The organism is Actinokineospora lacus, from assembly GCF_053813445.1.
This window is the reverse complement of record NZ_JBQERA010000008.1, coordinates 294,554-317,663: the sequence shown is the minus strand read 5'-3', so window position 1 is coordinate 317,663 and position 23,110 is coordinate 294,554. Positions and strand designations below refer to the sequence as shown.

24 protein-coding genes are annotated in these 23,110 nt (G+C 71.1%); 12 read left to right on the top strand and 12 right to left on the bottom strand.

Annotated elements, in window-relative coordinates; all coding sequences use genetic code 11:
- The first annotated feature begins 6 nt into the window (after positions 1 to 6).
- Positions 7 to 561, top strand: a complete 555-nt coding sequence (locus tag ACTG9Q_RS21890) for an HD domain-containing protein (RefSeq protein WP_455574705.1) — start codon at positions 7 to 9, stop codon at positions 559 to 561.
- Here the strand turns inward: ACTG9Q_RS21890 and ACTG9Q_RS21885 are convergent.
- Entirely contained in the window at positions 549 to 1,025 is a 477-nt protein-coding gene (locus ACTG9Q_RS21885) for an NUDIX hydrolase (protein ID WP_455574704.1), read from the bottom strand. The two genes, ACTG9Q_RS21890 and ACTG9Q_RS21885, sit on opposite strands and share 13 nt — an antisense overlap.
- Positions 1,026 to 1,862 (bottom strand): XRE family transcriptional regulator, encoded by an 837-nt coding sequence (locus ACTG9Q_RS21880; RefSeq protein WP_455574703.1) that lies wholly within the window; start codon positions 1,860 to 1,862, stop codon positions 1,026 to 1,028.
- 184 nt (positions 1,863 to 2,046) lie between these two features.
- Between ACTG9Q_RS21880 and ACTG9Q_RS21875 the strand changes: the two genes are divergently transcribed.
- The 7 genes from ACTG9Q_RS21875 (at position 2,047) to ACTG9Q_RS21845 (ending at position 8,897) form a co-directional block, all read left to right on the top strand.
- Positions 2,047 to 2,520 carry a hypothetical protein gene (locus ACTG9Q_RS21875; RefSeq protein ID WP_455574702.1) on the top strand — a complete coding sequence of 158 codons (474 nt, stop codon included), beginning with the start codon at positions 2,047 to 2,049 and terminating at the stop codon, positions 2,518 to 2,520.
- A gap of 474 nt (positions 2,521 to 2,994) precedes the next feature.
- The gene (locus ACTG9Q_RS21870; RefSeq protein WP_455574701.1) at positions 2,995 to 3,714 is read left to right on the top strand and encodes a Scr1 family TA system antitoxin-like transcriptional regulator; all 720 of its coding nucleotides are present in this window, start codon (positions 2,995 to 2,997) and stop codon (positions 3,712 to 3,714) included.
- A 93-nt stretch (positions 3,715 to 3,807) separates the two neighbouring features.
- Complete coding sequence (locus ACTG9Q_RS21865) at positions 3,808 to 3,975, top strand: hypothetical protein (RefSeq protein WP_455574700.1); 168 nt, start codon at positions 3,808 to 3,810, stop codon at positions 3,973 to 3,975.
- 380 nt (positions 3,976 to 4,355) lie between these two features.
- Complete coding sequence (locus tag ACTG9Q_RS21860) at positions 4,356 to 5,849, top strand: FtsK/SpoIIIE domain-containing protein (protein ID WP_455574699.1); 1,494 nt, start codon at positions 4,356 to 4,358, stop codon at positions 5,847 to 5,849.
- The gene (locus tag ACTG9Q_RS21855; RefSeq protein ID WP_455574698.1) at positions 5,846 to 7,441 is read left to right on the top strand and encodes a replication initiator; all 1,596 of its coding nucleotides are present in this window, start codon (positions 5,846 to 5,848) and stop codon (positions 7,439 to 7,441) included. Before ACTG9Q_RS21860 ends, ACTG9Q_RS21855 begins: the two co-directional genes overlap by 4 nt.
- Positions 7,442 to 7,455: 14 nt before the next feature.
- Complete coding sequence (locus ACTG9Q_RS21850; RefSeq protein ID WP_455574697.1) at positions 7,456 to 7,641, top strand: helix-turn-helix domain-containing protein; 186 nt, start codon at positions 7,456 to 7,458, stop codon at positions 7,639 to 7,641.
- Between the two features lie 68 nt (positions 7,642 to 7,709).
- On the top strand, positions 7,710 to 8,897 hold the full coding sequence (locus ACTG9Q_RS21845) for a tyrosine-type recombinase/integrase (protein ID WP_455574696.1): 1,188 nt from the start codon (positions 7,710 to 7,712) through the stop codon (positions 8,895 to 8,897).
- Between the two features lie 44 nt (positions 8,898 to 8,941).
- Here ACTG9Q_RS21845 and ACTG9Q_RS21840 read toward each other — a convergent pair whose 3' ends face one another.
- The 4 genes from ACTG9Q_RS21840 to ACTG9Q_RS21825 are packed head-to-tail and all read right to left on the bottom strand — an operon-like array spanning position 8,942 to position 12,685.
- A complete protein-coding gene (locus tag ACTG9Q_RS21840; RefSeq protein ID WP_455574695.1) occupies positions 8,942 to 10,096 on the bottom strand; it encodes an acyl-CoA dehydrogenase family protein in 1,155 nt (384 codons plus the stop codon).
- Positions 10,097 to 10,141: 45 nt separating this feature from the next.
- Positions 10,142 to 10,657: a 5-(carboxyamino)imidazole ribonucleotide mutase gene (gene purE, locus ACTG9Q_RS21835; RefSeq protein ID WP_455574694.1), complete on the bottom strand. Its 516-nt coding sequence runs from the start codon at positions 10,655 to 10,657 to the stop codon at positions 10,142 to 10,144.
- A gap of 11 nt (positions 10,658 to 10,668) precedes the next feature.
- Entirely contained in the window at positions 10,669 to 11,847 is a 1,179-nt protein-coding gene (locus ACTG9Q_RS21830) for a 5-(carboxyamino)imidazole ribonucleotide synthase (RefSeq protein ID WP_455574693.1), read from the bottom strand.
- 19 nt (positions 11,848 to 11,866) lie between these two features.
- Positions 11,867 to 12,685, bottom strand: coding sequence for a GGDEF domain-containing protein (locus ACTG9Q_RS21825; RefSeq protein WP_455574692.1), 819 nt, complete (start codon positions 12,683 to 12,685; stop codon positions 11,867 to 11,869).
- Positions 12,686 to 12,873: 188 nt separating this feature from the next.
- On the opposite strand from ACTG9Q_RS21825, the gene ACTG9Q_RS21820 reads away from it, so the two are divergent.
- The 3 genes from ACTG9Q_RS21820 to ACTG9Q_RS21810 all read left to right on the top strand — a co-directional run bounded on the left by ACTG9Q_RS21820 (position 12,874) and on the right by ACTG9Q_RS21810 (position 16,356).
- A complete protein-coding gene (locus tag ACTG9Q_RS21820; RefSeq protein WP_455574691.1) occupies positions 12,874 to 15,210 on the top strand; it encodes a sigma-70 family RNA polymerase sigma factor in 2,337 nt (778 codons plus the stop codon).
- A gap of 75 nt (positions 15,211 to 15,285) precedes the next feature.
- Positions 15,286 to 15,822: a GtrA family protein gene (locus tag ACTG9Q_RS21815; RefSeq protein ID WP_455574690.1), complete on the top strand. Its 537-nt coding sequence runs from the start codon at positions 15,286 to 15,288 to the stop codon at positions 15,820 to 15,822.
- Positions 15,823 to 15,849: 27 nt separating this feature from the next.
- Positions 15,850 to 16,356, top strand: coding sequence for a GtrA family protein (locus tag ACTG9Q_RS21810; protein WP_455574689.1), 507 nt, complete (start codon positions 15,850 to 15,852; stop codon positions 16,354 to 16,356).
- Between the two features lie 3 nt (positions 16,357 to 16,359).
- Here the strand turns inward: ACTG9Q_RS21810 and ACTG9Q_RS21805 are convergent, their stop codons facing one another.
- Positions 16,360 to 17,637, bottom strand: a complete 1,278-nt coding sequence (locus tag ACTG9Q_RS21805) for a sensor histidine kinase (protein ID WP_455574688.1) — start codon at positions 17,635 to 17,637, stop codon at positions 16,360 to 16,362.
- A 1-nt stretch (position 17,638) separates the two neighbouring features.
- Positions 17,639 to 18,313: a response regulator transcription factor gene (locus tag ACTG9Q_RS21800; RefSeq protein ID WP_455574687.1), complete on the bottom strand. Its 675-nt coding sequence runs from the start codon at positions 18,311 to 18,313 to the stop codon at positions 17,639 to 17,641.
- A gap of 33 nt (positions 18,314 to 18,346) precedes the next feature.
- Between ACTG9Q_RS21800 and hisN the strand changes: the two genes are divergently transcribed.
- Complete coding sequence (hisN, locus tag ACTG9Q_RS21795; RefSeq protein WP_455574686.1) at positions 18,347 to 19,117, top strand: histidinol-phosphatase; 771 nt, start codon at positions 18,347 to 18,349, stop codon at positions 19,115 to 19,117.
- On the opposite strand, the gene ACTG9Q_RS21790 is transcribed toward hisN, so the two are convergent.
- From ACTG9Q_RS21790 to ACTG9Q_RS21775, 4 genes are read right to left on the bottom strand one after another with little or no spacing between them, the layout of a single operon-like run.
- Positions 19,103 to 19,372 carry a hypothetical protein gene (locus tag ACTG9Q_RS21790; protein ID WP_455574685.1) on the bottom strand — a complete coding sequence of 90 codons (270 nt, stop codon included), beginning with the start codon at positions 19,370 to 19,372 and terminating at the stop codon, positions 19,103 to 19,105. The two genes, hisN and ACTG9Q_RS21790, sit on opposite strands and share 15 nt — an antisense overlap.
- Positions 19,369 to 22,287, bottom strand: a complete 2,919-nt coding sequence (locus ACTG9Q_RS21785) for a glycohydrolase toxin TNT-related protein (RefSeq protein ID WP_455574684.1) — start codon at positions 22,285 to 22,287, stop codon at positions 19,369 to 19,371. The genes ACTG9Q_RS21790 and ACTG9Q_RS21785 overlap by 4 nt, the downstream gene beginning before the upstream one ends.
- Before the next feature lie 6 nt (positions 22,288 to 22,293).
- Positions 22,294 to 22,611: a hypothetical protein gene (locus tag ACTG9Q_RS21780; protein ID WP_455574683.1), complete on the bottom strand. Its 318-nt coding sequence runs from the start codon at positions 22,609 to 22,611 to the stop codon at positions 22,294 to 22,296.
- Complete coding sequence (locus tag ACTG9Q_RS21775) at positions 22,611 to 23,072, bottom strand: YbaB/EbfC family nucleoid-associated protein (RefSeq protein ID WP_455574682.1); 462 nt, start codon at positions 23,070 to 23,072, stop codon at positions 22,611 to 22,613. The genes ACTG9Q_RS21780 and ACTG9Q_RS21775 overlap by 1 nt, the downstream gene beginning before the upstream one ends.
- Between the last annotated feature and the right edge of the window lie 38 nt (positions 23,073 to 23,110).

Genomic DNA, 23,110 nt, shown 5'->3' with positions numbered 1-23,110 from the left:
TGGGGCTTGATTCTGGATGCCCAGGAACTTGCGCTGCGGCTTCTGCCGCCCTTGGGTCGCCGGTGGGAGCATGTACAGGCGGTTGCCAAGCAGGCTGACGATCTGCGCCCGTCGGTAATGGCCTTGGGGGAAGCCGCAGCGCAGGTGTTAGTTGCTGCGGCCTGGCTTCACGACATCGGGTATGCCCCTGAGGTTGACGTGACTGGTTTTCATCCGCTCGACGGGGCGCGATATCTAGAGCGGCTTGGATGCTCCAGGCAGCTCGTTTGCTTGGTTGCGCATCATTCGGGAGCTCGCTTCGAGGCAGAGGAACGCGGGCTCTCTGCGGAGTTGGCGGCCTTTGAGTTGGAGGACAGTCCGATCATGGATGCTCTGGTCACGGCAGACATGACCACGGGACCGGACGGTACGAGGCTTACGTATCGGGAGCGCATCGCCGAAATTCTGAGCAGGTACCCGGCGGACAGCCCGGTGCATGCGGCTTGGCTGCGGGCAGATATAGAGATCGGTCTGTGTATTGAGCGCACGGAAGCGCGGATGCGGCAGAGTTACCCCAGGTAGGGAGACCGGCGGCTGTCGTCTAGGGCGTGGTCAATCCGCAGACGCATTGACGGGTGGATGTTGAGGCGGTCCAGCTCGCTCGGTTCTACCCACTTGACGGCCTTGGTTTCGGAGCCGTCCTCCCTGGGGCTGCCGCTGATCCACTTCGCCTCGAAGCACAGTGAGAACTGTTGGCGTACTTCGCCGTCGTCGTACTGCATGACGTGGCGGGGGTCGGTGTAGGTGCCGACCAGGCGCATGATCTCGACCGTGAGGTCGGTCTCCTCTTGGACCTCGCGGACTGCTGTGTCTGTGATTCGCTCCCCGGGGTCATGGCCGCCTCCTGGTAGTGCCCACAGGTCGTTGTCCACCTTGTGGATTAGCAGGATTCTTCCGGATTCGTCTCGGATGGCGACCGTGACTGAGGGGACGACGCTGTTCACTTCTGGCGCGTTGGGGTCGTTGAAGTAGTCGATTCGAGCCATCTAGCGCGCCTCCTCGGATGCGACAGCCCACACTCGGTCGAACGACTCCATGTAGTGCCGCCACATCGTGCCGCCTTCGGTTCGCCGCAGGTGCAGGATCGGGTTCTGTCCGGCCATTGAGCCGAAGGCGTGGCCGTTGATCAGGGCTTGGTCATCGAACCGGTAGATCGAGTTGTAGAGGATCGTTCCGTGCGTCCGAACCTCGACGCCGGGCAAGTCGGCGACGTCGCTGAGGTAGCGGCGCATCATCTGGATGCGGCCCTCTAGTCCGCCGGTGGTTCCTTCCTCGGCCGCTCGTTGGATGACCGCTGGTGAGGTCTCGTCGCCGACGACAAACCTGAACCTCACGCCAGCGCTGACCTTTGCTCGGACGACGGGCAGGATGTTGAACTGCTCCACTAGGAATTGGCCGGAGAACACCAGAACGTCCATCTGCGTTGTCACGCCGTGGATCAGGTCTGTCCACAGCGAGTACGGCACGGCGGATCTTGTGGGGTAGACCCGCACCAACTCTTGGTTTGCGTCTGGAGTGGGTGGCCTTCCCGCGGCCGATGCGGGTTCCGGCACGAACTCGATGTTGTCGGTATACGGCTCGAACAACTGCTCCGCGGTCCAGCTCGGGAACATCGTCTCAAGCACCCGGCAATGATCACCATAGGGAAGCGTGACGACTTCGCCGGACACCCAGCGGTAGAACTGGGCCTTGCTTGGGTAGGCACGCTTTAGGGATGCGTCCGTAGCCTCTGCTGCCCTCGCATACTCGCGGCAGAACGCGCTGTACCCGTTGATTCGGCGCTGCTTGAGCAGGACGCCCAGCAACACGGTCTTGTCCCCCATGTCTCACTCCCTCCGAGCCTTAGCGAGACCGAACGTACCACGAAGACGAGACAAGATGAGACTCGATGAGTCCAAGCGGTTCCAGGCGAGACCCAGACGCGGTCGAGAAGGGACTGTGACCAGGCCGAATGTGTAGGTAGCGGCTCGTGAGACGACGCGGCCGACACGACGGAAGGTCACCAGCATGGCTATCAGCAAGGGGCACCGGTTCCCCATCGCCTTTGAAGACGCCTTTCCCAGCGGCCTGGTCATGACGGGCGTGGTGATGCCGGACAACGAGTTCCAGAGCAGGGAGGACAAGGCGAAGAACCGCCCGGTCAGGCAGCGGACGGACGAGGCGACGGGTCTGCGCCAGTGGAAGGCCGTGATGACGGACCCCGGTGAGCCCAACGCCAAGCGGGCGTCCTTCGAGGTGACGTTCCTGGCTGAGGTTCAGCCGGTGCCGACCACGGCGGAAGCGCTGCCGGGTATGCGGCCGGTGGAGTTGGAGGGGCTGACGGCTGAGCCCCGGATCGCCGGGAACGGGGAGTTCAAGTACCAGTCGTACGTGTACCGGGCCTCCGGCTTCCGGGCCGTTGGGACATCGGGTGGTCATCAGCGCAGGGCCGCCGCGACGTCGGACACGTCGGGCAAGTCCGAGACCACCAAGGCCGCGTGACGTTCGAGATGAGCGCGGCGGGTGGGAAAGGGCTTGGCGGCCTCGTGCGCTTGCCTTCGGGCGGCGTTCAGGACTGCTCAGCTCAACCTCGCCCAGGTTGCTCGGAGAGGCGTGGGTGATGGTGCCTGATGTGCTGGATGAGCGTTGGCAGGAGGCGTACCGGGCGTATGGCGCGGCCTCGGAGAACGTCGCCCGTCTCGGCCCGAGTGACCCCGGTGCCGCCGCACAGATGGTCTCGGCGTCCTGGGATGTCGCCGTGGTGTGGCGAGAGATCGCAGCTACGGGCGGGCTTCCGTGGTGGGCCTTGGCGGCTGTGCGTGCTGCGGCCGAAGCGTTCGAGGCGCAGTCTCGTGAGTGGGATGCGCGGGTAAGCGCTGAGAGCGACAAGCAGCCAACACGCAATAGGCGCTCCCGACTTCCAAGGGGGCAACGATGACGGCCTCTCGGCGAGTCGGCCCGATTGATGTTGAGGCGGTGACCGGGCCTGAGCTGGACAAGGATGTTGCACGGCGGCTTCTGTGCTTCGAACTGGTTCGGCTGCTGGCTGCGCGGTCGGTGACTCATGGCCAGGTGGGTGAGTGGTTGGGCACGACTCGCGCCTCGGTCACTCAGGCGATTGCCGGGAAGAACCTGTTGAGCGCTCCTGCTCTGGAGGTGCTGCTGCGGCGCCTGGATGCGCTGGAGGCGTTGCCCCGGTGGCTGCACCTGCGCAAGCTGGCCCACCGGTCCCCATCCCGCCCGACACTGTCCGGGCCTGAGTTGGTGGTCGGGTTGGAGGCGTACGCCTCGCGGGTGGAGTTGTACGACGTGGCGTGCTTTGGCGGGCTCATCACCACCGACCGCTGGCACGTCCTCGACGGCGACGATCCACCCGAGTTGCTGTGGTTGGTGGAGGAACACCTCACCCGGCGACCGCAACCCGCCGTTTTCCGCGCACTGGTGCGACACGTCTTGGGTCTGCCGAACGTGACCGTTCAGGTAGTCCCCTACGGCCTGGACCCCGCACTAGCGCTCTCGGGCGGATTCGAGATCGTCCACGGCCCGGCGGGGGTGGTCGTGTGCGAGGAAACCCGGCAGGCCCATCACTACCACGACACCGACACCGCGATTGCCGACTACCAAGCGGTGTTCACCACTCTGCGGTCGGCGGCTTTCGCCCCGGATCGGTCACGGGCCTTGCTGGCTGACACGTAATCCACATTGCAAGTAACCACACACGTTAGGTAGATCAGAATGATTCGTCACGTCTCTGTGGGCTTGTGGGCCGAGATCGGCGACACATGCCCCATGCGGTTCACCACCAACGACGACCAAGGCGTCGACCTCATCCTGGGCGGTGATCGGGAGACCTTCGAGATGTGTTTCACCCGGCCCGCGCTGGAACGTTTCCTCGGCCTGGGGCAGGAAGCACTCACCCAGGCCAAGACCGAGCAGGTGGAGCAGGGCGCGCACTAGGGGCTACGCGCTCGACAACCGAATAGTGCTGGTGGGGCAGGGACACGTGGGCATCGAGGGGCGCTCGCGTGTTCCTGCCGCGCCCGAAACCTCTTGATACATAAGGAACTTGTAGGTGGGAGCGGCCAGAATGGTTGGTCGCCGGTTTGACCGCTCCCGCTTGCCCGACTCGGAAGCGAATCAGACATGGCAAGCGTAAGTCACAACCGGGGGCACTCCGCAAGGGGCACCACCCGGACAGGAAACCGTTGTGCCGAATGCAGGCGGTTCGCTCGGTTGTTGCCGGGTGAGGAGAAGTGTTCGAACTGCTCCGGGGTGTTGGGGTTGGTGTTCGGCACGATCACCGCTCCCACCGACGCCAAGACTCGGGGTGGTTGGTGATGGGCGGCAACAGCCGGTGGGTCGACCCGGCACCCCTGGAGGTGGCACGTCCGCGGCTTCCCTGGTGGACGTTGCTGCCCTGGAAGGCAAAGGTACTGCTCTCCCCGCTGGCGTTGGCCTGGGTGCTCCTCTGGGCTACGGCCAGGGTGGTGCGGGTGGCCTGGTACTACCCGGTGTCGGTGGTGCTGGGCGTGGTCCTGGCCCTCGGCGGGGTACCGCTACACCAACTCGGCGGGTGGTGGCTGCTCGGTGGCCTGGCCCTCGGGTCCGTGGTGGGTGGGCTGCTGTGGTGGCACCGGGACACCCTCGGGTTCCTGGCACGGGTGCGGTGGATGCGCACGGAGCTGCGACGGGCGCTGGTGTACTCGACACAGTGGCGCACGGTCACCCGGCTGGCAGGGCTCTGCGGGGACGCCAAGGGCCGGGAGTACCGACCCAAGCTCAAGCGCACCCGCTCGGAATGGTGGCGCGACCGCGTACGAGTACGGATGATCCCCGGACAGGCCCCCGAACAGTGGGAGCTACGGGCTTCGGGGTTGGCGCACTCGTTCCGGGCTCGGTCCTGCCGCGTGCGCATGGTCAAGCCGGGAACGATCGAACTCGACTTCGTCCACGCCGACCCACTCGCCTCGCCGTTGGCGGTTCCCGAGCTGGCAGAGCAGGGCTCGACGGTCGATCTGAAGCGGGTGGTGATCGGGCGCACGGAGACCGGCAAGCCGTGGACGCTGCGGTTGCTCGGTGGGCAGTTCCTCGCCGTGGGTGTGCAGGGCGCGGGCAAGGCGTCGGTGTTGTGGGCGGTGCTGCGGGCGTTGGCTCCGGCGCTGCGCTCGGGCCTGGTCCGGGTCTACGGGATCGACCCCAAGGGCGGCATGGAGCTGGGACAGGCTCCCGAGCTGTTCCACGGCGGCCCCGTCTACAGCAACGGCGCGGCAGCCGTCGAACTGCTCGAATCACTCGCCGAGGAGACCAGGGCTCGGGCGGCGCGGTTCCGGGGCATCCTGCGGGGTTGGACACCGGCCAGTGGGGAGCCGTTCCTGCTCCTGGTGCTCGATGAACTCGCCGACATCATCGCCTACCAACCCGACCGCAAACTCAAAGAACGCGCGGCAGCGGCCCTCCAAACGATCACCTCCCAGGGGCGGGCTCCGGGGGTCGCGGTGCTGGGGCTGGTCCAGGACCCGCGTAAGGAGATCGTCCCCTTCCGGAACCTGTTCACGACACGGATCGCGTTGCGGCTGGATGAGGCGACGCAGGTGGACATGGTCCTTGGCGACGGAGTTCGGGCTCGGGGCGGGAACGCGCATGAGATTCCGGAGAGTACGCCGGGGGTGGCGTGGGTGAAGGAGGATGGGAAGCGCGATCCGGTGCGGGCGCGGGCTTTTCATGTGACTGACACCGACATCACCGAGCTTGTCCACTACGTCTTTGGTACCTCGGCCAGCATTCACGCCTTCCCTGAGTTGCACGCCACGGACGGCGGTGAAGCGGCATGAGCGCGCCCACGAAGGTCAGACCACCGCTCGCCCTCGATGTCGTGACCGCGACGGCTGAGCAGTGGGGCGTGTGTGTGCGTCCGTTCACGATGGAAGTCGGCGACGTCACCACCGGGCAACTCCGTTACGTCGGTGTCCCGTGTGGATCGATGGTGGAGAGCGTGTGCGGGCCGTGTGCGCGGAAGGCTCGTGCGTTGCGGATGACTCAGTGCCGCGAGGGCTGGCACTTGTCCGTTGAGCCGGTCGATGTCCGCCGTGCACCCTCGGATGATCAGAAGGCGCTGTTGGAGCTGCGCGCCGACTTGGTGGACGCCTATCGGCGGGCCGATGCCGCTGGGGATGTGGACGCGGACGAACTGCGTGAGGACATCCGGGCGGTGGATGAGGAACTGCACGCCACTGGCGTGACTGGTCGTCTGCCGAACCCGGACGGGCCTGGGACGAAGGTGTCCCCGAAGCGGTCGACCAAGCGCAGGAAGGACGCTCCTGGTTTGCCTCGTCGGCGGGTGGAGAAGCGCACCGTGGGCCGCGAGTATGCAGGCGGCTACCGACCCTCCATGTTCGTCACGCTCACCTGCGACACCTACGGCCCTGTCCTGGCCGACGGCACCCCGCGCAACCCGAACACCTACGACTACCGGCGGGCGGCTCGGGACGCGGTGCACTTCGCCTCCCTGATCGACCGCTGGTGGCAGAACCTGCGCCGCATCGTGGGCTGGGATGTGCAGTACTTCGCCACCGTCGAACCGCAGAAGCGCACAGCACCGCACCTGCACACAGCGATCCGCGGTTCCATCCCCCACGAGGTCATCCGCCAGGTCACCGCGGCCACCTACCTCCAGGTGTGGTGGCCACAGCATGACCAGCTCGTCTACGGCGGGGAGCACCTGCCGGTGTGGGATGGAGAGCAGTTCGTAGACCCGGACACCCGGCGCCCTCTGACGGCGTGGGCGGACGCGCTCGAAGACGTTGAGGAACCGGCGCACGTGGCCACCTTCGGAGCGCAGGTGCACTCCAAGGGCATCCTCGGCGGCACCGAGGAAGCCGGACGCCACATCGGATACCTGACCAAGTACCTCACCAAGTCCACCGGCGAAGTCATCTCCGCCGACACCGACCGGCAACGAGACCACCACGACCGCCTACACGCCGAATTGGCGGTAACGCCATGCTCGCCACGTTGCGCGGTCTGGTTGCTCTACGGGGTTCAGCCGCTCGGGGTGACCTCGCGGACGACTCCGGGGCATTGCAAGGGCCGGGCTCACCGCCGGTCGACGCTCGGACTGCCGGGACGGCGGGTGCTGGTCTCGCGGAAGTGGTCCGGGAAGACCGTGGCCGAACATAAGGCCGACCGGCGGGCGTTCGTGCTGTCGATGCTCGAAGGTGTCGGCATCCGGCCACCGGAGCGTGACCCGGCCCAGTTCGTGTGGCGCAAGCTCGCTCCCGGCGACACCAATGCCCCACCACGGGCGCACTTGCTCATGCACGCCATCTCCGAGCGCATCCGGTGGAGAGCCGAGTACGACACCGCGCTACTCGCGGCCGGGATGAGCCGGCCAGATGTTTCAGCAACTCCACCGATGGCCGCGTGAACTGGGGGGATCTGATGGACAACGTGAGTTCGATTGATCGGCTCTGGACCGTGGAGGACGTTTCCGCGTACCTCGGCGTACCGGTGAAGACGCTCTACCAGTGGAAGTGGCGGGGTGAAGGTCCTCCGGTCCGCAAGGTCGGGCGTCATCTCCGCTATGACCCGGCGGCGTTGCGGGTCTGGCTCGCGGATGCGGCGTAGGGGCGGCGATGGGACACGTCCAAGACCGGTGGTACCGGCCGAAGATCGACCCGGAGACTCAGCAGCCCGTGCTGAACGACAAGGGCAAGCCGGTCCGTGAGAAGACCGAGTTGTTCGGCAAGGGCGACCGCTATCGCGTGCGCTACCTCGACCCCACCGGCAAGGAGCGGGCCAGGAGCTTCCCGGACAAGCAGAAGAAGGCGGCAGACGACTTCCTGTTGTCCGTGGAGAGCGACAAGCGGGAAGGGCGGTACCTCGACCCGAAGGGCGCTCAGAAGCTGTTCCGCGCGCAAGCGGAGAACTGGCTCAAAGGACAGTCCGACGACCCGGCTACGCGGGAAGTCCTCCGTAGCCGTCTCGACAAGCGCATCCTTCCGGCGCTGGGTGACCTGCCTCTGGTGAAGATCAAGCCGTCGACCATCCGTGACTGGATGGCTGAGGTCGCCGACTTTTCGGACAACTACAAGGCGGTCCTCTTCACGGCGGTGAACGGCGTCATGGAATCCGCGATTGAGGACAAGTTGATCGGCTCCAACCCGTGCAAAGCGAGCACGATCCGGCGGCCGACGAGTGGCGCGGTCGCGGTCACCGACGTGTGGCCGGAAAGCCGGGTCAAGGCCGTGCGGACGGGCATTGACGACCGGTGGCGGATCGTCGTCACCCTCGGCGCGGGTCTCGGGCTGCGGCAGGGTGAGCTGCTGGGCCTCTCCCCCGATGACGTGGACCGGCAGGACATGACCGTGCACGTCCGCCGACAGCTCCGCACCGTCAACGGCGTGAAGGTGTTCGCCCTGCCGAAGGGGAACAAGACGCGCACCGTGCCGATCTCCCCAGGCCTGCTCCAAGAGATCGACTACCACTTGGACGACTACCCGGCCCCGGAGATCACGCTCCCGTGGCGCAAGCCCGGCGGCGATCCGGCGACAGCTCGCCTGATGGCGACCGGCGAACATGGGCGGCTCTACTCCGGGGACCTGTTCACCAAGACGGTGTGGGAAGGGGCCTTCCGAGAAGCCAAGCTCACCAAGCGCAAGCGCGTCGATGGGATGCACGCGCTGCGGCACTTCTACGCCTCGATGCTGCTCGCCCAAGGCGTCTCGATCAAGGAGCTGTCGGCCTACCTCGGCCACGCCGATGCGGGGTTCACCCTCCGCGTCTACACGCACATGGTGCCGTCGAGTCACGACCGGGCGCGGCTGGCGATTGACGCGACGTTCGCGCGGCCTGGTGCCGTTCACGGCCTGGGGACGGCCTGATCATGAAATCAGACCGTCCCCAGGGACCGAGTGACAAGATCAATCTAGCCCTTGAGCAGGGCGCGGGCCATGACCATGCGCTGGATCTGGTTGGTGCCCTCGTAGATTTGGGTGATCTTCGCGTCGCGCATCATGCGTTCTACGGGGAAGTCGCGGGTGTAGCCTGCGCCGCCGAATAGTTGGACGGCGTTGGTGGTGACTTCCATGGCGGTGTCTGAGGCGAAGGTCTTGGCGGCGCTGGAGGCGAAGCCTGCGTCGGGGTCGTGGCGTTCGACCTTGGCGGCGGCGGCGTAGACCAAGTGGCGGGCGGCTTCGATTTTCATGGCCATGTCGGCGATCATGAATTGGAGGCCCTGGAATTCGGCGATGGCGCGGCCGAACTGCTTGCGCTCCTTGACGTAGGCGATCGAGGCGTCCAGGGCGCCTTGGGCGATGCCCAGGGCTTGGGCGCCGATGGAGTGGCGGGTGTGGTCCAGGGTGCGGAACGCCAGGCGGAGGCCCTGGCCGGGTTCGCCGATGACGCGGTCGGCGGGGATGGTGCAGTCCTCGAAGTAGATCTCGCGGGTCGGGGAGCCCTTGATGCCGAGTTTGCGCTCCTTGGGCCCGACGACGAAGCCCGGGTCGTCCTTGTGGACCATGAAGGCGGAGATGCCGTCGGCGGGCTTGGCGGCCGAGGGGTCCGAGACGGCCATGACGGTGTACCAGCTGGACTCGCCCGCGTTGGTGATCCAGCACTTCGTGCCGTTGAGCACCCACGACGAGCCGTCGAGGCGGGCACGGGTGCGCATGGCGGCGGTGTCGGAGCCCGCCTCGCGCTCGGAGAGGGCGTAGGAGGCGCTCTCACCGGCGGCGATCGCGGGGAGGACCTGCTTCTTCAGCGCCTCCGACCCGCCCAGGATCAGGTTCATCGTGCCCAGCTTGTTCACCGCCGGGATCAGCGACGACGACGCGCAGACGCGGGCGACCTCCTCGATGACGATGTTGGTCGCCACCGAGTCCGCGCCCTGGCCGTCGTACTCCTCGGGGATGTGCGGCGCGGCGAAGCCCGCCTTGTTCAGCGCCGCCAGGGCCTCGACGGGGTAGCGCTCCCGCTCGTCGACGTCGGCGGCGTGCGGGGCGATCTCCTTCTCAGCCAGCGCGCGCACGGCTTCACGCAGCGCGTTGTGCTCGTCGCTGAGCTGGTAGAGACCGACGTCCACGGTTGCCTCCCGGTAGAGTCCGGCTACCAGGTTAGCAACCGTTTACTAGGATGTCCTTGTGTTCTGACGCACCGACGCGCGCAGCACCTCGTCCTTGGCCAGCACCAGGGACTCGAGCCCGGCCTGGAAGGCGGCCATCCGCGCGCGCAGGTCGGCGTCGGCCACCGACAGCATCCGCACGGCCAGCAGCCCGGCGTTGCGCGCCCCGCCGATCGACACCGTCGCGACCGGCACCCCCGCGGGCATCTGCACGATCGAGAGCAGCGAGTCCATGCCGTCGAGGTACTTCAGCGGCACCGGCACGCCGACCACCGGCAGCACCGTCGCCGAGGCGACCATGCCCGGCAGGTGCGCCGCCCCGCCCGCCCCCGCGATGATCACCCGCAGGCCGCGCCCGACGGCGTCGCGGGCGTAGTCCAGCATCCGGCCGGGCGTGCGGTGCGCCGAATAGACACCGACCTCGTAGGCCACCTCGAACTCGTCGAGGACGTCGGCGGCCGCCGACATGACCGGCCAGTCCGAGTCGCTGCCCATGATGACGCCGACCGCGGGTGCAGACACCGAAGACACTCCTAGTGGATCTCGTAGCCGTCTGACCAGACGGCATGGGACAGCCAGTGCGCGGCGAGCTTGGCGCGCGAGCGCACGTCCGCCAGGTCGTCGCCGAGCAGCGTCACGTGGCCGATCTTGCGGCCGGGCCGCTCCTGCTTGCCGTAGTAGTGCACGTGCGCGTCGCGGAAGCGGGCGAACAGGTGGTGCATCCGCTCGTCCATCCCCATCGACGGCGCCACGTCCGCGCCGAGCACGTTCGCCATGACGACGACGGGGGCGAGCGGGTCGCAGGCGCCCAGCGGGTAGTCCAGCACGGCCCGCAGGTGCTGCTCGAACTGCGAGGTCCGCGCGCCCTCGATGGTCCAGTGCCCGGAGTTGTGCGGGCGCATCGCCAGCTCGTTGACGAGCACCCCGTCGGCGGTCTCGAACAGCTCGACGGCCAGCACCCCGACCACGTCCAGCTCGCGCGCCACCCGCAGCGCCAGGTCCTGCGCCGTGCGCGAGAGCGACTCCGAGAGCCCCGGCGCGGGCGCCAGCACCTCCACGCAGATGCCGTCGACCTGCACGGTCTCCACCAGCGGCCAGCACGCGCCCTGCCCGAACGGCGAGCGCGCCACCAGCGCCGAGAGCTCCCTGCGCATCGCGACCCGCTGCTCCACCAGCAGCGCCCGCCCCGCCAGCGAGCCGACCACCTCGGCAGCGGCGGCGGGGGAGTCCAGCACCCACACCCCGCGCCCGTCGTAGCCGCCGCGCGCGGTCTTGAGCACGACCGGCCACCCGTGGGCGTCGCCGAACCCGACCACGTCGTCGACCCCGGTGACCTCGGCGAACTCCGGCACCGGCACGCCGAGCTCGGCCAGCCGACGCCGCATGACGAGCTTGTCCTGCGCGTGCACCAGCGCGTCCGGGCCCGGGCGCACGTTCACGCCCGCCTCGACCAGGGCGCGCAGGTGCTCGGTGGGCACGTGCTCGTGGTCGAAGGTCAGCACGTCGCAGCCCTCGGCGAACCCGCGCAGGGCGTCGAGGTCGGTGTGGTGCCCCACGGTGACGGTCGGGGAGACCAGCGCGGCGGGGTCGTCGGGCCCCGCGGCCAGCACGTGCAGGGACTGGCCGAGCGCGACAGCGGCCTGGTGCGTCATGCGCGCCAGCTGACCGCCGCCGACCATCCCGACCACGGGCAAACCGGTGCGTGCGTCCACGGTCCGGGGACTCTACCGGTCACGCCCTGCTCAGCCGGTCCACCATGGCCTGTACGGCCTTCTCCGACCTCGGCAGCCGCTCCACCCTGATCTCCGGGCGGCACACCCCGCGCAGCGCGGCGTCCACCCGGAACCGCTCGGCGATGCGCAGCCGGGTCTCCAGCGCCCGCTCGGCGAGGCCGCGGCCGCGCTCGGCCAGCACCGTGGCCACCGACGGCCCCAGCACGGCCAGGCTCTCCCCGCCGTCGAACACCTCGCGCAGCACCTCGGCCACCAGGGCCATCGCCATCAGCCGGGGCCAGCCCGCCGTGCGCGTGAGGTCGACGCACACGATCAGCAGCACGAAGGTGTCCGCGGGGCTGAACCCGCCGCGCCGCCCCGCCCGGTACACCTCGCCGAGGCGGATGCGCAGGTACTCGGCGGTGCCCAGCCCGGTCAGGTTCTCGGTGGCCCTGACCGCGCCCAGCTCGCCCATCGCGGCGTCCGCCCACGCCAGGGCCGTGGTGCGCAGCAGCGGGGCCGGGGTGTCGTCGGGGTCGGCGGCGACCAGCCTGCCCGCGTCCGCGGTGAGCACGGCGTGCAGGGCGGCCAGGTCGGCCAGCGTCTCCTCCAGCCCGGCGCCCGCGCGGGCCCGGGCCGCGCCGAGGCAGGCCAGCGTGGCGGCGAGGTCGGCGCCGGAGAGCACGCTGTCGCACACGTCGTCGACCTCGGGCACGCCCCAGTCGCTGGGAAACCGCCAGCCCGCCGCCAGGCTCGCCGTTCGCCACCGGGACCGCAGCTCCCGCAGCGTGCGCCCGGCGTCATCGCGCCATACCGAGCCCACCTCACGTACCGCCACGCACTCAGTCCTCTCCTCGGGGAACCCCAATGGGTGACGCGGCTCGTGGCGGACCGTGACGCGGGTGGGCGGCACTTCCTCATCCCCCACACGGGCGAGAACGTGACGGCACCGGAGGCATCCGTCACACTGGGTCGGCGCATCGCGGCCGGGAGGGGAGTCCAGGCCCGTGACCGGAGGGGAGGACCGTGTCGACCGTTCCGGCTGACGTCGGCCCGAGTGACGCCGAACTGATCGATTCCGTGCGGGGCGGCACCGTCTCCGCCTACGGCGCGCTCTACGAACGACACGTCGCCGCGGCGTACAACCTCGCCCGGCAGCTCACCCGCAATCCCGCCGAGGCCGACGACCTGGTCTCGGAGGCGTTCGCCAAGGTCCTGGACACGCTGCGGCAGGGCCGGGGGCCGGATTCGGCCTTCCGCGCGTACCTGCTGACGGCGTTGCGCCACACCGCGTACGACAAGACCCGCCGGGACAAGCGCGTCGAGCTGTCCGATGACGTCTCGCAGGTCAGCGGCGTCGACCAGGCGGCGGTGAGCGTGCCGTTCACCGACACCGCGGTCGCCGGGCTCGACCGGACGCTGGCCGCGCGCGCCTTCGCCACGCTGCCCGAGCGCTGGCAGGCGGTGCTGTGGCACACCGAGGTCGAGGGCCAGCTGCCCGCGCAGGTCGCCCCGCTGCTGGGGCTGACCCCGAACGGCGTGTCCGCGCTGGCGTACCGGGCCCGCGAGGGGCTGCGCCAGGCGTACCTGCAGGTGCACCTGGCCGAGACCGCCGAGCAGAGCTGTCGGGCCGCGGCCGAGCGGCTGGGCGCGTGGGTCCGGGGTGGACTGTCCAAACGGGAGACCGCCCAGGTGGAGTCCCACCTCGACCAGTGCGGCCGGTGCCGGGCGCTGGCCGCGGAGCTGACCGACGTCAACAGCGGGCTGCGGGTGTTCGTCGCGCCGCTGGTGCTGGGCTCGGGCGCGGTGGCCGGTTACCTCGCCACCGCCCAGACCACCGTGACCGCGGGGGCCGCCCTCGGCGGGGTGATCGGCGGTGGGGCCGCCGTGTCCTCCTCGGCAGGCGGGGCCGCGGGGGCCACGACGAGCGTGCCGCGGCAGTTCCTCGGCCTGGTGACCTCCGCGGTGGCGTTGGTCGCGGCGGTGGCCCTCGGGCTGGCCGCGACGCCGTCGGGTCAGCAGATCCCGGCGGCGGCGGCCCCGCCGCCCGCCGCGGCGCAGGACCCGCCCGCCCCACCCGCGGCACCGCCCGCCCCGCCCGTCGAGCCGCCGCCTGCCGAGCCGCCTCCCCGCGAGCCGCTCCCCGGCGAGCCGCCGCCCGCCGTTCCCCCCGCCCAGAACCCCCCGCCCGCCGAGCCGCCCGCGGCCGCGCCCGCGCCGGAGCCGGTCCAGCCGCCGCCCGCGCCCGCCCCGACCCCCACCCCCGGCCCGCCGAGCCTGTCGGCCGACCCGCTGAGCCCGCTCGCGCTCGTCGTCGGCCAGGGCCCCACCGACCTGCCCATCACGGTCCGCAACACCGGCGGCAGCGCGTCCGAGCCGGTGGTGGCGACGCTGGAGCTGCCCAAGGGCGTGCACGCCATCGCGGGCCAGCGGCTCCGCTCGGCCGCGCCACTGCGGCTCAACGGCGCCCCGCAGACCGGCACCGTGCGCTGTCCCGCCGGGAAGGGCACGGTCACCTGCACCAGCGGCGCGGGCCTGCGCCCCGGCGACTCGGTCACCCTGGTGTTCCGCGTCGTCGCCACCCCCGGCGCCGGGGGCGGGCGCATCACCGGCACGGTGATGGCGGGCTCGACGATCAGCGTGGCCATCTCGGTGCCGATCCAGGTCCGCGAGCCGCGCGACGAGGTGAAGCTCCGCGTCGAGGCCAAGGGCCACGGCTGGTTCGACACCCTGTTGCCGTGGGGGCGCGACGTCCGCCTGACCGCGCAGGCCGCCAACACCGGCCAGAGCACCAAGCCCGTCGAGATCACCGTCGACGAGCCGGGCACGAAGATCGGCGGCTCCCCCGGCCTCACCTGCACCACCCACGGCCGGGCCCGCACGACCTGCCGCACCACCGCCCCCGTGGCCCCCGACACCGTGGTCAGCGTCCAGCTCCACATCCGCCTCGGCCTCGACCGCCCGCACCGGCACTCCTGGCACAAGATCACCGCCACCGCCGCCCTGGGTCGCTCCGTCGCCAGCGAGACGGTCAAGGTCCCCTTCCACGGCCTGTGGTGGACGGAAGCCCACGACCCCGTCCCCCCGACGACGACACCACCACCGAGCACCGCCACGGCGACCCCGACCACGCCGCCCCCGACCACCCCCACCTCCGTGCCACCCACCACGAAACCGACCTCGCGGCCCCCCAGCACCACGAAGCCGCCCACGACGGCGCCGCCCACCACGGCACCACCCACCACGGCGCCGACCACCACGCCCCCGGCCACCGCAACCCGACCCGGGCCCGACATCCCCGGCCTGGACCTCATCCCCCACTGCACCGGCAAGACCCCCAACCGCTGGGACCTGCCCTGCTGAGCTGGACTCGCCGAGTTGACCGTGTGGCGGGGCTCGCTCACGGCAAGTGACGACCCCTGGTTAGACTCCGCCCACATGGCCGTTGTCGAGACCGTGCTGGCCCGTCTGCCGGAGCCGGTCCGGGCCGCTCTCACCAAGCACCGCGAACTGCTGCGGTTCGCCATCGTGGGGGCGGTCTGCTTCGTGGTCACCAACGCGGTGAACTACACGCTCAAGCTGACCGTGCTCACCGAGAACCCGGTGACCGCGCTGGCCATCGCCGTCATCGTGGCGACGATCGTGTCCTACGTGCTCAACCGCGAATGGTCCTTCAGCACCCGTGGCGGCCGGGAGCGCCCCCACGAGGCCGCGCTGTTCTTCCTGATCAGCGGCATCGGCGTGGCGATCAACTCCGCGCCGCTGGCCGCCTCCCGCTACCTGCTGCGCCTGCGGACCCCGGACGTCTCGCGGCTGACCCAGGAGGTCGCCGACTTCGCCTCCGGGATCGTCCTCGGCACGCTGCTGGCGATGGTGTTCCGCTGGTGGGCGTTCAAGAAGTGGGTGTTCCCGCAGGCCGACGCCCGCCTCGCCCGCCTGCGGACGGTGACCCGGCCCACTGAGCGCGCCGCTTAGAAGGCACGTTTTCCGTAGACTGCGGCGGTGTCCGTTGTCGAAACCGTCCTCAACCTGGTGCCCGCTCCGCTTCGGGGCGTGCTGCTCAAGCACCGGGAGCTGCTGAAGTTCGCCATCGTCGGCGGGACGACGTTCATCATCGACAACACGATCTGGTACGTGCTGAAGTTCACCGTCCTGGAGGACAAGCCGATCACCGCCAAGGCGATCGCGGTGATCATCGCCACCATCGTGTCCTACGTGCTCAACCGCGAGTGGTCCTTCCGCACCAGGGGCGGGCGCGAGCGCCACCACGAGGCCGCGCTGTTCTTCCTGTTCAGCGGCTGCGGTGTGGTGATCAACCTGATCCCGCCCTACATCTCCCGCTACGTCCTGGACCTGGAGATCCCGCACGTGAGCCTGCTGGTGCAGGAGAGCGCCGACTTCATCAGCGGCTCGATCATCGGCATGCTGCTGGCCACCGGCTTCCGGTTCTGGGGCTTCCGCAAGTGGGTCTTCCCCGACCAGCTCCGCGAGCAGCGCAACTACGGCTAGCGGCTAGCGCGGCGAGCGCTCGGCGGGCCAGTCCACCCCGGCCACGTCCCCGGCCCTTGGCACCCGCAGGAACACCGAGAACGTCGCGGGGCGCGCCGTGGACAGCTCCAGCCGACCGCCGTCGGAGTCGATCAGCGCCCTGGCCAGCGCCAGGCCGAGCCCGGTCGACCCCGCCCCGGACACGCCCCGGTCGAAGATGTGCTGCGCCAGCTCGTCGGGCACCCCCGGCCCGCCGTCGACGACCTCCACCACCACCGTCTCCCCGCTGGAGCGGGCCGTGAGCGTGACCGTCCCGCCGCCGTGGCGCAGGGCGTTGTCCAGCAGCACGCCGATCGCCTCACGGAGCCTGCCCGGGGTGGCGCGCACGATCAGGTTCGGGTGCAGCCGCAGCCGCAGCGATCGGCCTTCCACGCGCAGCGGCTTGCGCCACTCCTCGGCGATGGCGGTGAGCTCGCGGGCCAGGTCCACCGGCTCGGCGCCGCCGGAGCGGGCCGCGCGGGCGGCGGCGAGGAGCTCGTCGAGGACCTCGCCGAGCCGCTCGGCCTGGCCGAGGGCCGCGCGGGCGTCGGCGGCGGTCTCCTCGTCGGAGGCGCCCCCAAGGGATTCCAGCCGCAGCTGCAGCGCGGTGAGCCTGCTGCGCAGCTGGTGGGACACATCGCCGACGAGGTCGCGCTCCCGCTGGATGAGCAGGGCCAGCGCGGTCGCCGACGCGTCGAGGGCCTCGGCCACCATGTCCAGCTCGGCCAGGTCGTAGCGGGTGTTGTCGAGGCGGAAGTCGCCCGCGCCGAGCCGGGTCGCGCGGTCGGCGACGTGGCGCAGCGGACGCGCGATGCGCCGCGCGGTGACCATCGCCACGGCCGCGCCGACCCCGACGGTCAGGACGATCACCAGGGCGACGAGCGCGGCGACCTGGGTCTGCCGGGTGCGCATCGGCCCGGCGGGCACCGACAGGCGCACCGTGCCCTGCTGCACCATCGGCACCTGCTCGGCCACCGTGGCCACCGTCGGCTCCGGGCCGAGGACGCGCTGGCCCTGCCGGGGCAGGGTCACCTCCAGCCTGCCGTCCTGCGGCACGGCGATGGCGACCTTCTGCAGGTCGACGCGGCGGCCGTTGGCGATCTCGTCGTCGAGGATCGCCGCGATCTGCTGGGCTCGGGCCGCGAGGTCCTCGCGGGTCAGGCTCTCCACGACCTGCAACGCCGTGTAGCCCAGGGGGATGCCCAGGGAGCACGCGGTGACCAGCACCGCGAGCATGATCGCCAGGAGGATGCGGCGGCGCACGTCAGTCGGCGTTGAACCGGAAGCCGACGCCCCGCACGGTGGCGATGCGCCGCTCGGCCGCGCGCGGGCCGACGTCGCCGAGTTTGCGGCGCAGCCACGACATGTGCATGTCCAGGGTCTTGCTGCCCTTCAGCTCCGGGGCGCTCCACACCTCGGACAGGATCTCCTCGCGGGTCACGACCTGCCCGGCGCGCTGGATCAGCACCCGCAGCAGCTCGAACTCCTTGTTCGCCAGGTTGATCTCGACGCCGTCGACGGTCACCACCCGCCCGGCCAGGTCCATCCGCACCCCGTTGACGTCGATCGCGCCCGGCGCCTGGCGCCGCAGCAGCGCCCGGATGCGGGCCAGCAGCTCGGCCAGCCGGAAGGGCTTGGCGACGTAGTCGTCGGCGCCCGCGTCCAGGCCGACGACGAAGTCCACCTCGTCGGCGCGCGCGGTGAGCATCAGCACCGGGATGCCCCGACCGGCCGCGCGCAGCCTGCGGCAGACGTCCAGGCCGTCCAGGCCGGGCAGGCCGAGGTCGAGCACCAGAATGTCGAGGCCGCCCGCGCTGGCCAGCTCCAGCGCGCGGTGGCCGTCGCCGACGACCACCACCTGGTAGCCCTCCCGGTGCAGCGCCCGGGACAGCGGTTCGGCGATGGCGGTGTCGTCCTCGGCCAGTAGCACCACGCTCACACCCCTCAGCGTAGGCGTGACACGATCTCGGGCGTGTCAAGCGACCTCGACTTCGCCATCGCACTCGCCGACGCGGCCGACGCGATCACCGTCTCCCGCTTCCGGGCACGCGATCTGGTGGTGACCCGCAAACCGGACCGCACCCCGGTGACCGACGCCGACACCGCCGTGGAGGACGCCGTCCGGGCGATGATCGCCGAGCGGTTCCCCGACGACGCGGTGGCGGGCGAGGAGCGCGGGGGGATCATCGGCTCGGGCCGGGCGTGGGTGCTGGACCCCATCGACGGCACCAAGAACTTCCTGCGCGGCGTGCCCGCGTGGGCGACGCTGATCGCCCTGGTGGACAACGGCGCGCCCGTGGTGGGCGTGGTGAGCGCCCCCGCGCTGGGGCGGCGCTGGTGGGCCGCCAAGGACGCCGGGGCGTGGGCCTCGGCCGGGGGGGCCTCGGCGCCGATCGCGGTCTCCGGGGTCACCACCCTGGCGGATGCCTACGTGTCGACCACGCACCTGGGGTCCTGGGTCGAGCACCACTCGCGGGAGCAGTACCTGGACCTGGTGGACGCGTGCTGGGAGAACCGGGCCTTCGGCGACTTCTGGCAGCACTGCCTCGTCGCCGAGGGCGCGATCGATGTGGCCGCCGAGGCGATCGTCAACCCGTGGGACGTCGCCGCCGTGCAGATCATCGTCGAGGAGGCGGGCGGGCGGTTCACCGACCTGACCGGCCTACCGAGCTTCGAGGGCGGTTCCGCGCTGTCGACCAACGGCCTGCTGCACGAGTCCGCGCTGGCCCTACTTCGCCGCTGAGGGCAGCACCCCGACCGCGCCGCGGACCACCTGCGACCAGACCAGCCGCCCGAACAGGTAGTGGCAGGCGACCTGCTCGCTGCTGAAGCGCGCCCAGTCGTAGCGGTTGCCCTGCTCGCGCCAGAACACCTCCCAGGCGTCCCCGGCGGGGTCGCGCAGCAGGCACCAGGTGTTGTCGACCTCCGCGCCGATGGAGACGACCTGGTCGGGCACGCCGACCGCGCGCAGCCACTCGGCGATCGATTCGGTGTTCACTGCCCGTCCTCCGTGATCTCGACCAGGTACCCCAGCGCCACCAGCTCCACCGCCGAGCGCGTCGCCCGCAGCCGCGCTCCCCCGCCCCGCTGCGCGAACCACGGCGCCGACGCCGCCCGCCAGACCGGCAGCGGGCGCGCCACGCGGTAGCGGCGCAGCCCGGCGGCCAGGTGGTCCGGCGGCAGGGAGCGGGCGGCGAAGGGGGTCTCGTCGGCGGCGAACACCCGGCCCTCCGGGGTGCCGAGACGGTCCACTGTGGTGCCCGGGGCGAGCACGTCCGGCTCGCCCTCGGCGGCCCCGCCCTCCGGGTACTGCTCGCCGGGCGGCCAGGCGTACTCGGCGCTGGCGGCCTCGTCGGCGGGGCGGACGAGGAACCGCCGGTCCCAGTCGCGCTCGTGCAGGCCGCCGAGCGGGTCGTAGCCCTCGGCCAGGTGCTCGGCGTCGACGCCCTCAGAGCTGGTCACGGCGGTGAGGGTGGTGGCGTCGACGAGCTGGGCGTCGGGGTGGTCGTCCGGGGGGAAGCGCAGGCCCGCGGCGTAGTCCACCTCGGCCTGCGGGGCGGGCAGCTGGGTGTGCGGCTCGTCGGCGGCCACGGGCAGGTGGCCGATGGGGAACAGGTGCAGCAGGAACAGCGCCAGGGAGTCCCGGCCGACGGAGTCCCCGATGGACGCCCCGGCGAAGACCCCGGGCAGCCGCGTCAACTGGCCCCCGCCGGACTGGGGATCGTGCCAGGGGGTGACGGGCATCCCGAAGACCGGGCCGCCGCCGGGGGCGGGCCTGCTCGGCGGTGTGGTCGGCGGGTGGTGCGGGGCGGGCGCCTGCCCAGCGGAATGACCACCGAGCGCCCCACCCCCGAGCGCCCCACCGAGGAGCGCGCCGCCGAAGGGCACCGCCATCCCGAACCCGGAGGCGGGCGTCTCGTCATCAGCGCTGTCGGCGGGTACCGCAGAGTCCACAACGGACGGTCCGGGCACCGAGCCGGGCGCGTCGCCCGCCGCGGCCTTGGCCCGCTGATCGCCACGGTTTTCCCCACCACGGTCCCCGGATCGGGAGTCAGTTGATCGGGAGTCGGCAGACCGGGACTCGGTGGATCGGGAGTCAGCGGATCGGGAGTCGGCGAGCGGCAGGTCGGCGCGAACCGGTCCGCCGGACTGGGCGCGCGGCCCCGGCAGCGCGGCACCTCCGCCCAGTGACGGCCCAGACGCCCCGCCGCCTTGCCCTGGCGCGATTCCCTGCCCGGGCACCGCACCCTGGCCTTGCCCGGAAGGCGCGGCCTGCACCCCAGGCAGCCCGGAACCAGCCCCCGGCGCCGCCGACGCGGCAGGCGCGTCGAGCACCGCGGCCGACGCCGCGTGCACGGCGTCCGGCACCGGCATCCCCGAGGGCGGCGTGGGCATGTCCATCTCGCCCAGCGCGGACCCGTCCGTCAGACCACCAAGCCCCACTCCCGAACCCGGCTCGGCCACCGAGCCACCGGCACCACCCGACGCCTGGTCGACCACGGGGGCCACCCCACCAGCCACAGAGCCAACCGTGTCGGTCAGCCCACCAGACCCACCAACCACAGTGCCCACGCCATCGGCCAACCCAGGCCCACCAGCCGCCTTTCCACCAGTATCAGTCGACCCACCGACCGCATTCCCCACCGCATCCGCCAGCCCACCGGACCCGCCAACCGCGTTGCCCACGGCATTGGTCAACCCAGCAGGACCACCCACCGCATTCCCCACGGCGTCCGTCAACCCACCCGGCCCGCCGACCGCGTTGCCCACGGCGTCTGTCAGGCCGCCGTGCCCACCGACCGCTTGCCCAATCGCGTCAGTCAATCCAGCGGGCCCACCGACTGCGTTGCCCACAGCGGACACCAGGCCATCAGGCCCGCGCACCGCGCTGCCCACCGCATCGGTCAGCCCACCGAGGCCGGTCACCGAATTGCTCACGGCGTCGGTCAGCCCACTCGGCCCACCGAGCGCCTTCCCGACAGCATCGGTCAACCCGCCGGACCCGCCCACCGCGTTGCCCACGGCATCCGTCAACCCAGCAGGACCACGAGCCGCGTTGCCCACGGCATCGGTCAACCCAGCGGGGCCGCCTGCCGCATTGCCCACAGCGGACACCAGGCCATCAGGCGCTCGAACCGCGCCGCTCACGGCATCGGGCAGTCCGCCGGGGCCACCGACTGTCTTGCCGACGGTCTCGGTCAGCCCACCCGGGCCGCCGACCGTGTTCCCGATGGCCGAGACCAGTCCGCTGTTCCCGGTGGCCGCGTCGGTCAGGCCGCGAGGACCGCCGACGGCGTCGGTCACGCCACCTGATCCAGGAGTCCCGGGGACGCCGCCGACGAGTGCGCCCAAGCCGCTCGACGGAACCGGTGGGGGTGACCCGGGGTTGGCGGTGGCCACCGGGTGCGCGGCGCCGATGTCGGGGCCGGTGGGGGTGACCGCGCCGACCAGCGTCTCGGTCACCACGCCCACGTTGGCGGCGGTCGCCGCGATCGCCGTGTCGAGGCCCAGCAGGGCAGCGGGCGCGCCCGAGACCGCGGCGGCGTCGGCGTTGCGGGCCAGGTCGACCAGGTTGCGGACGATCTCCACCTTGGCGGCGCCCACCTGGTCGGCGGCGCGGTCGAGGCGGTCGGCGGCGGCGAGGCAGCCGCGGGCGGTCATGGTGAGGTGGCCGGTGTCCGCGCCGACGAATCCCGACCAGTGCGCGCGGGCGGCGTCGGCCGTCTCGCCCTCGATGGCGCCCAGGGCGGCGCTGGCGGTGGCGTCGGCCTCGCCGGTGAGCGCGCCCATGCGGGCGGCGGCTTCGCGCCAGGCCTGGGCCGCCTCGCGCATGCGGTCCTCGTCGGCCTCGGGCCAGGCGACCCCGGCGGCCGCGGCGACGTCGGCGAGTTCGGCGGGCAGTTCGATTCCCATGTGCCGCTACTCCCCGGACGCCTGGAGGCCGCGGACGTTGGCGGCCTCGCCATCGGCATACCCCCGGGCCGTGTCGGCGAAGCGCCCGCCGACGTCGGCGAGCCTGCCCGACAGCGCGCCCAACTCTCCCAGCGTCGCCTCGGCGGGCCCGAGGTGCGCGCCCGCGAAGCTCTCCCCAACCCGGTCGGCCCCCCAGCACTCCCCCACGGCGGCCAGCCGGTCGGCCAGCTCCCGGTGGATCGCCCCGGCCCGCTCGGCCAGGTCGGCGAACTCCCCGACCCGCCCAGCCAGCCGCTCGGCGTCGGCGCGGAATCCCTCAGCCATCACGAGCCTCCCTGCCGGTCGGACTGCAGCCAGGTGGCGCGCTCGAAGTCGAACTCCTCCACCGATGCCGAGGCCGACGCGGGTGCCGACGCGGGCGTGGTCACTTCGTCCGGGCGCAGGTCCGCCATTCCCCGGCGCAGCGCCGCTGGGTCGGTACCCGCGGGCAGGACCGGTGCCATGATCTCGTCCGCCGCTCGGGAGGCGCGCGCGCCTGCCGAGGCCACGGCCTCGACGATGACCCGCGCCAACTCCGTGGGCCGGTAGCGCTGGTAGGCGTCGTCGCGGAGGTCGAGCCGGGTCAGGTCGCCGTGTGCTGAGACGGTCGCGGTCACCGAGCCGCACGCGCTCGTGGCGGACTCCCCCACGGCTCCCAGTGCCCGCTGGACCTCCGCGAGGTGGTCGCGGCTGCGCCGGTAGCCCGCGAGCAGCTCGTCGACCTGGGCCCGGTGATCGGCACCCATCGCCACCTCCGCGGGATCGTCGCCGCCGGACAGACTCC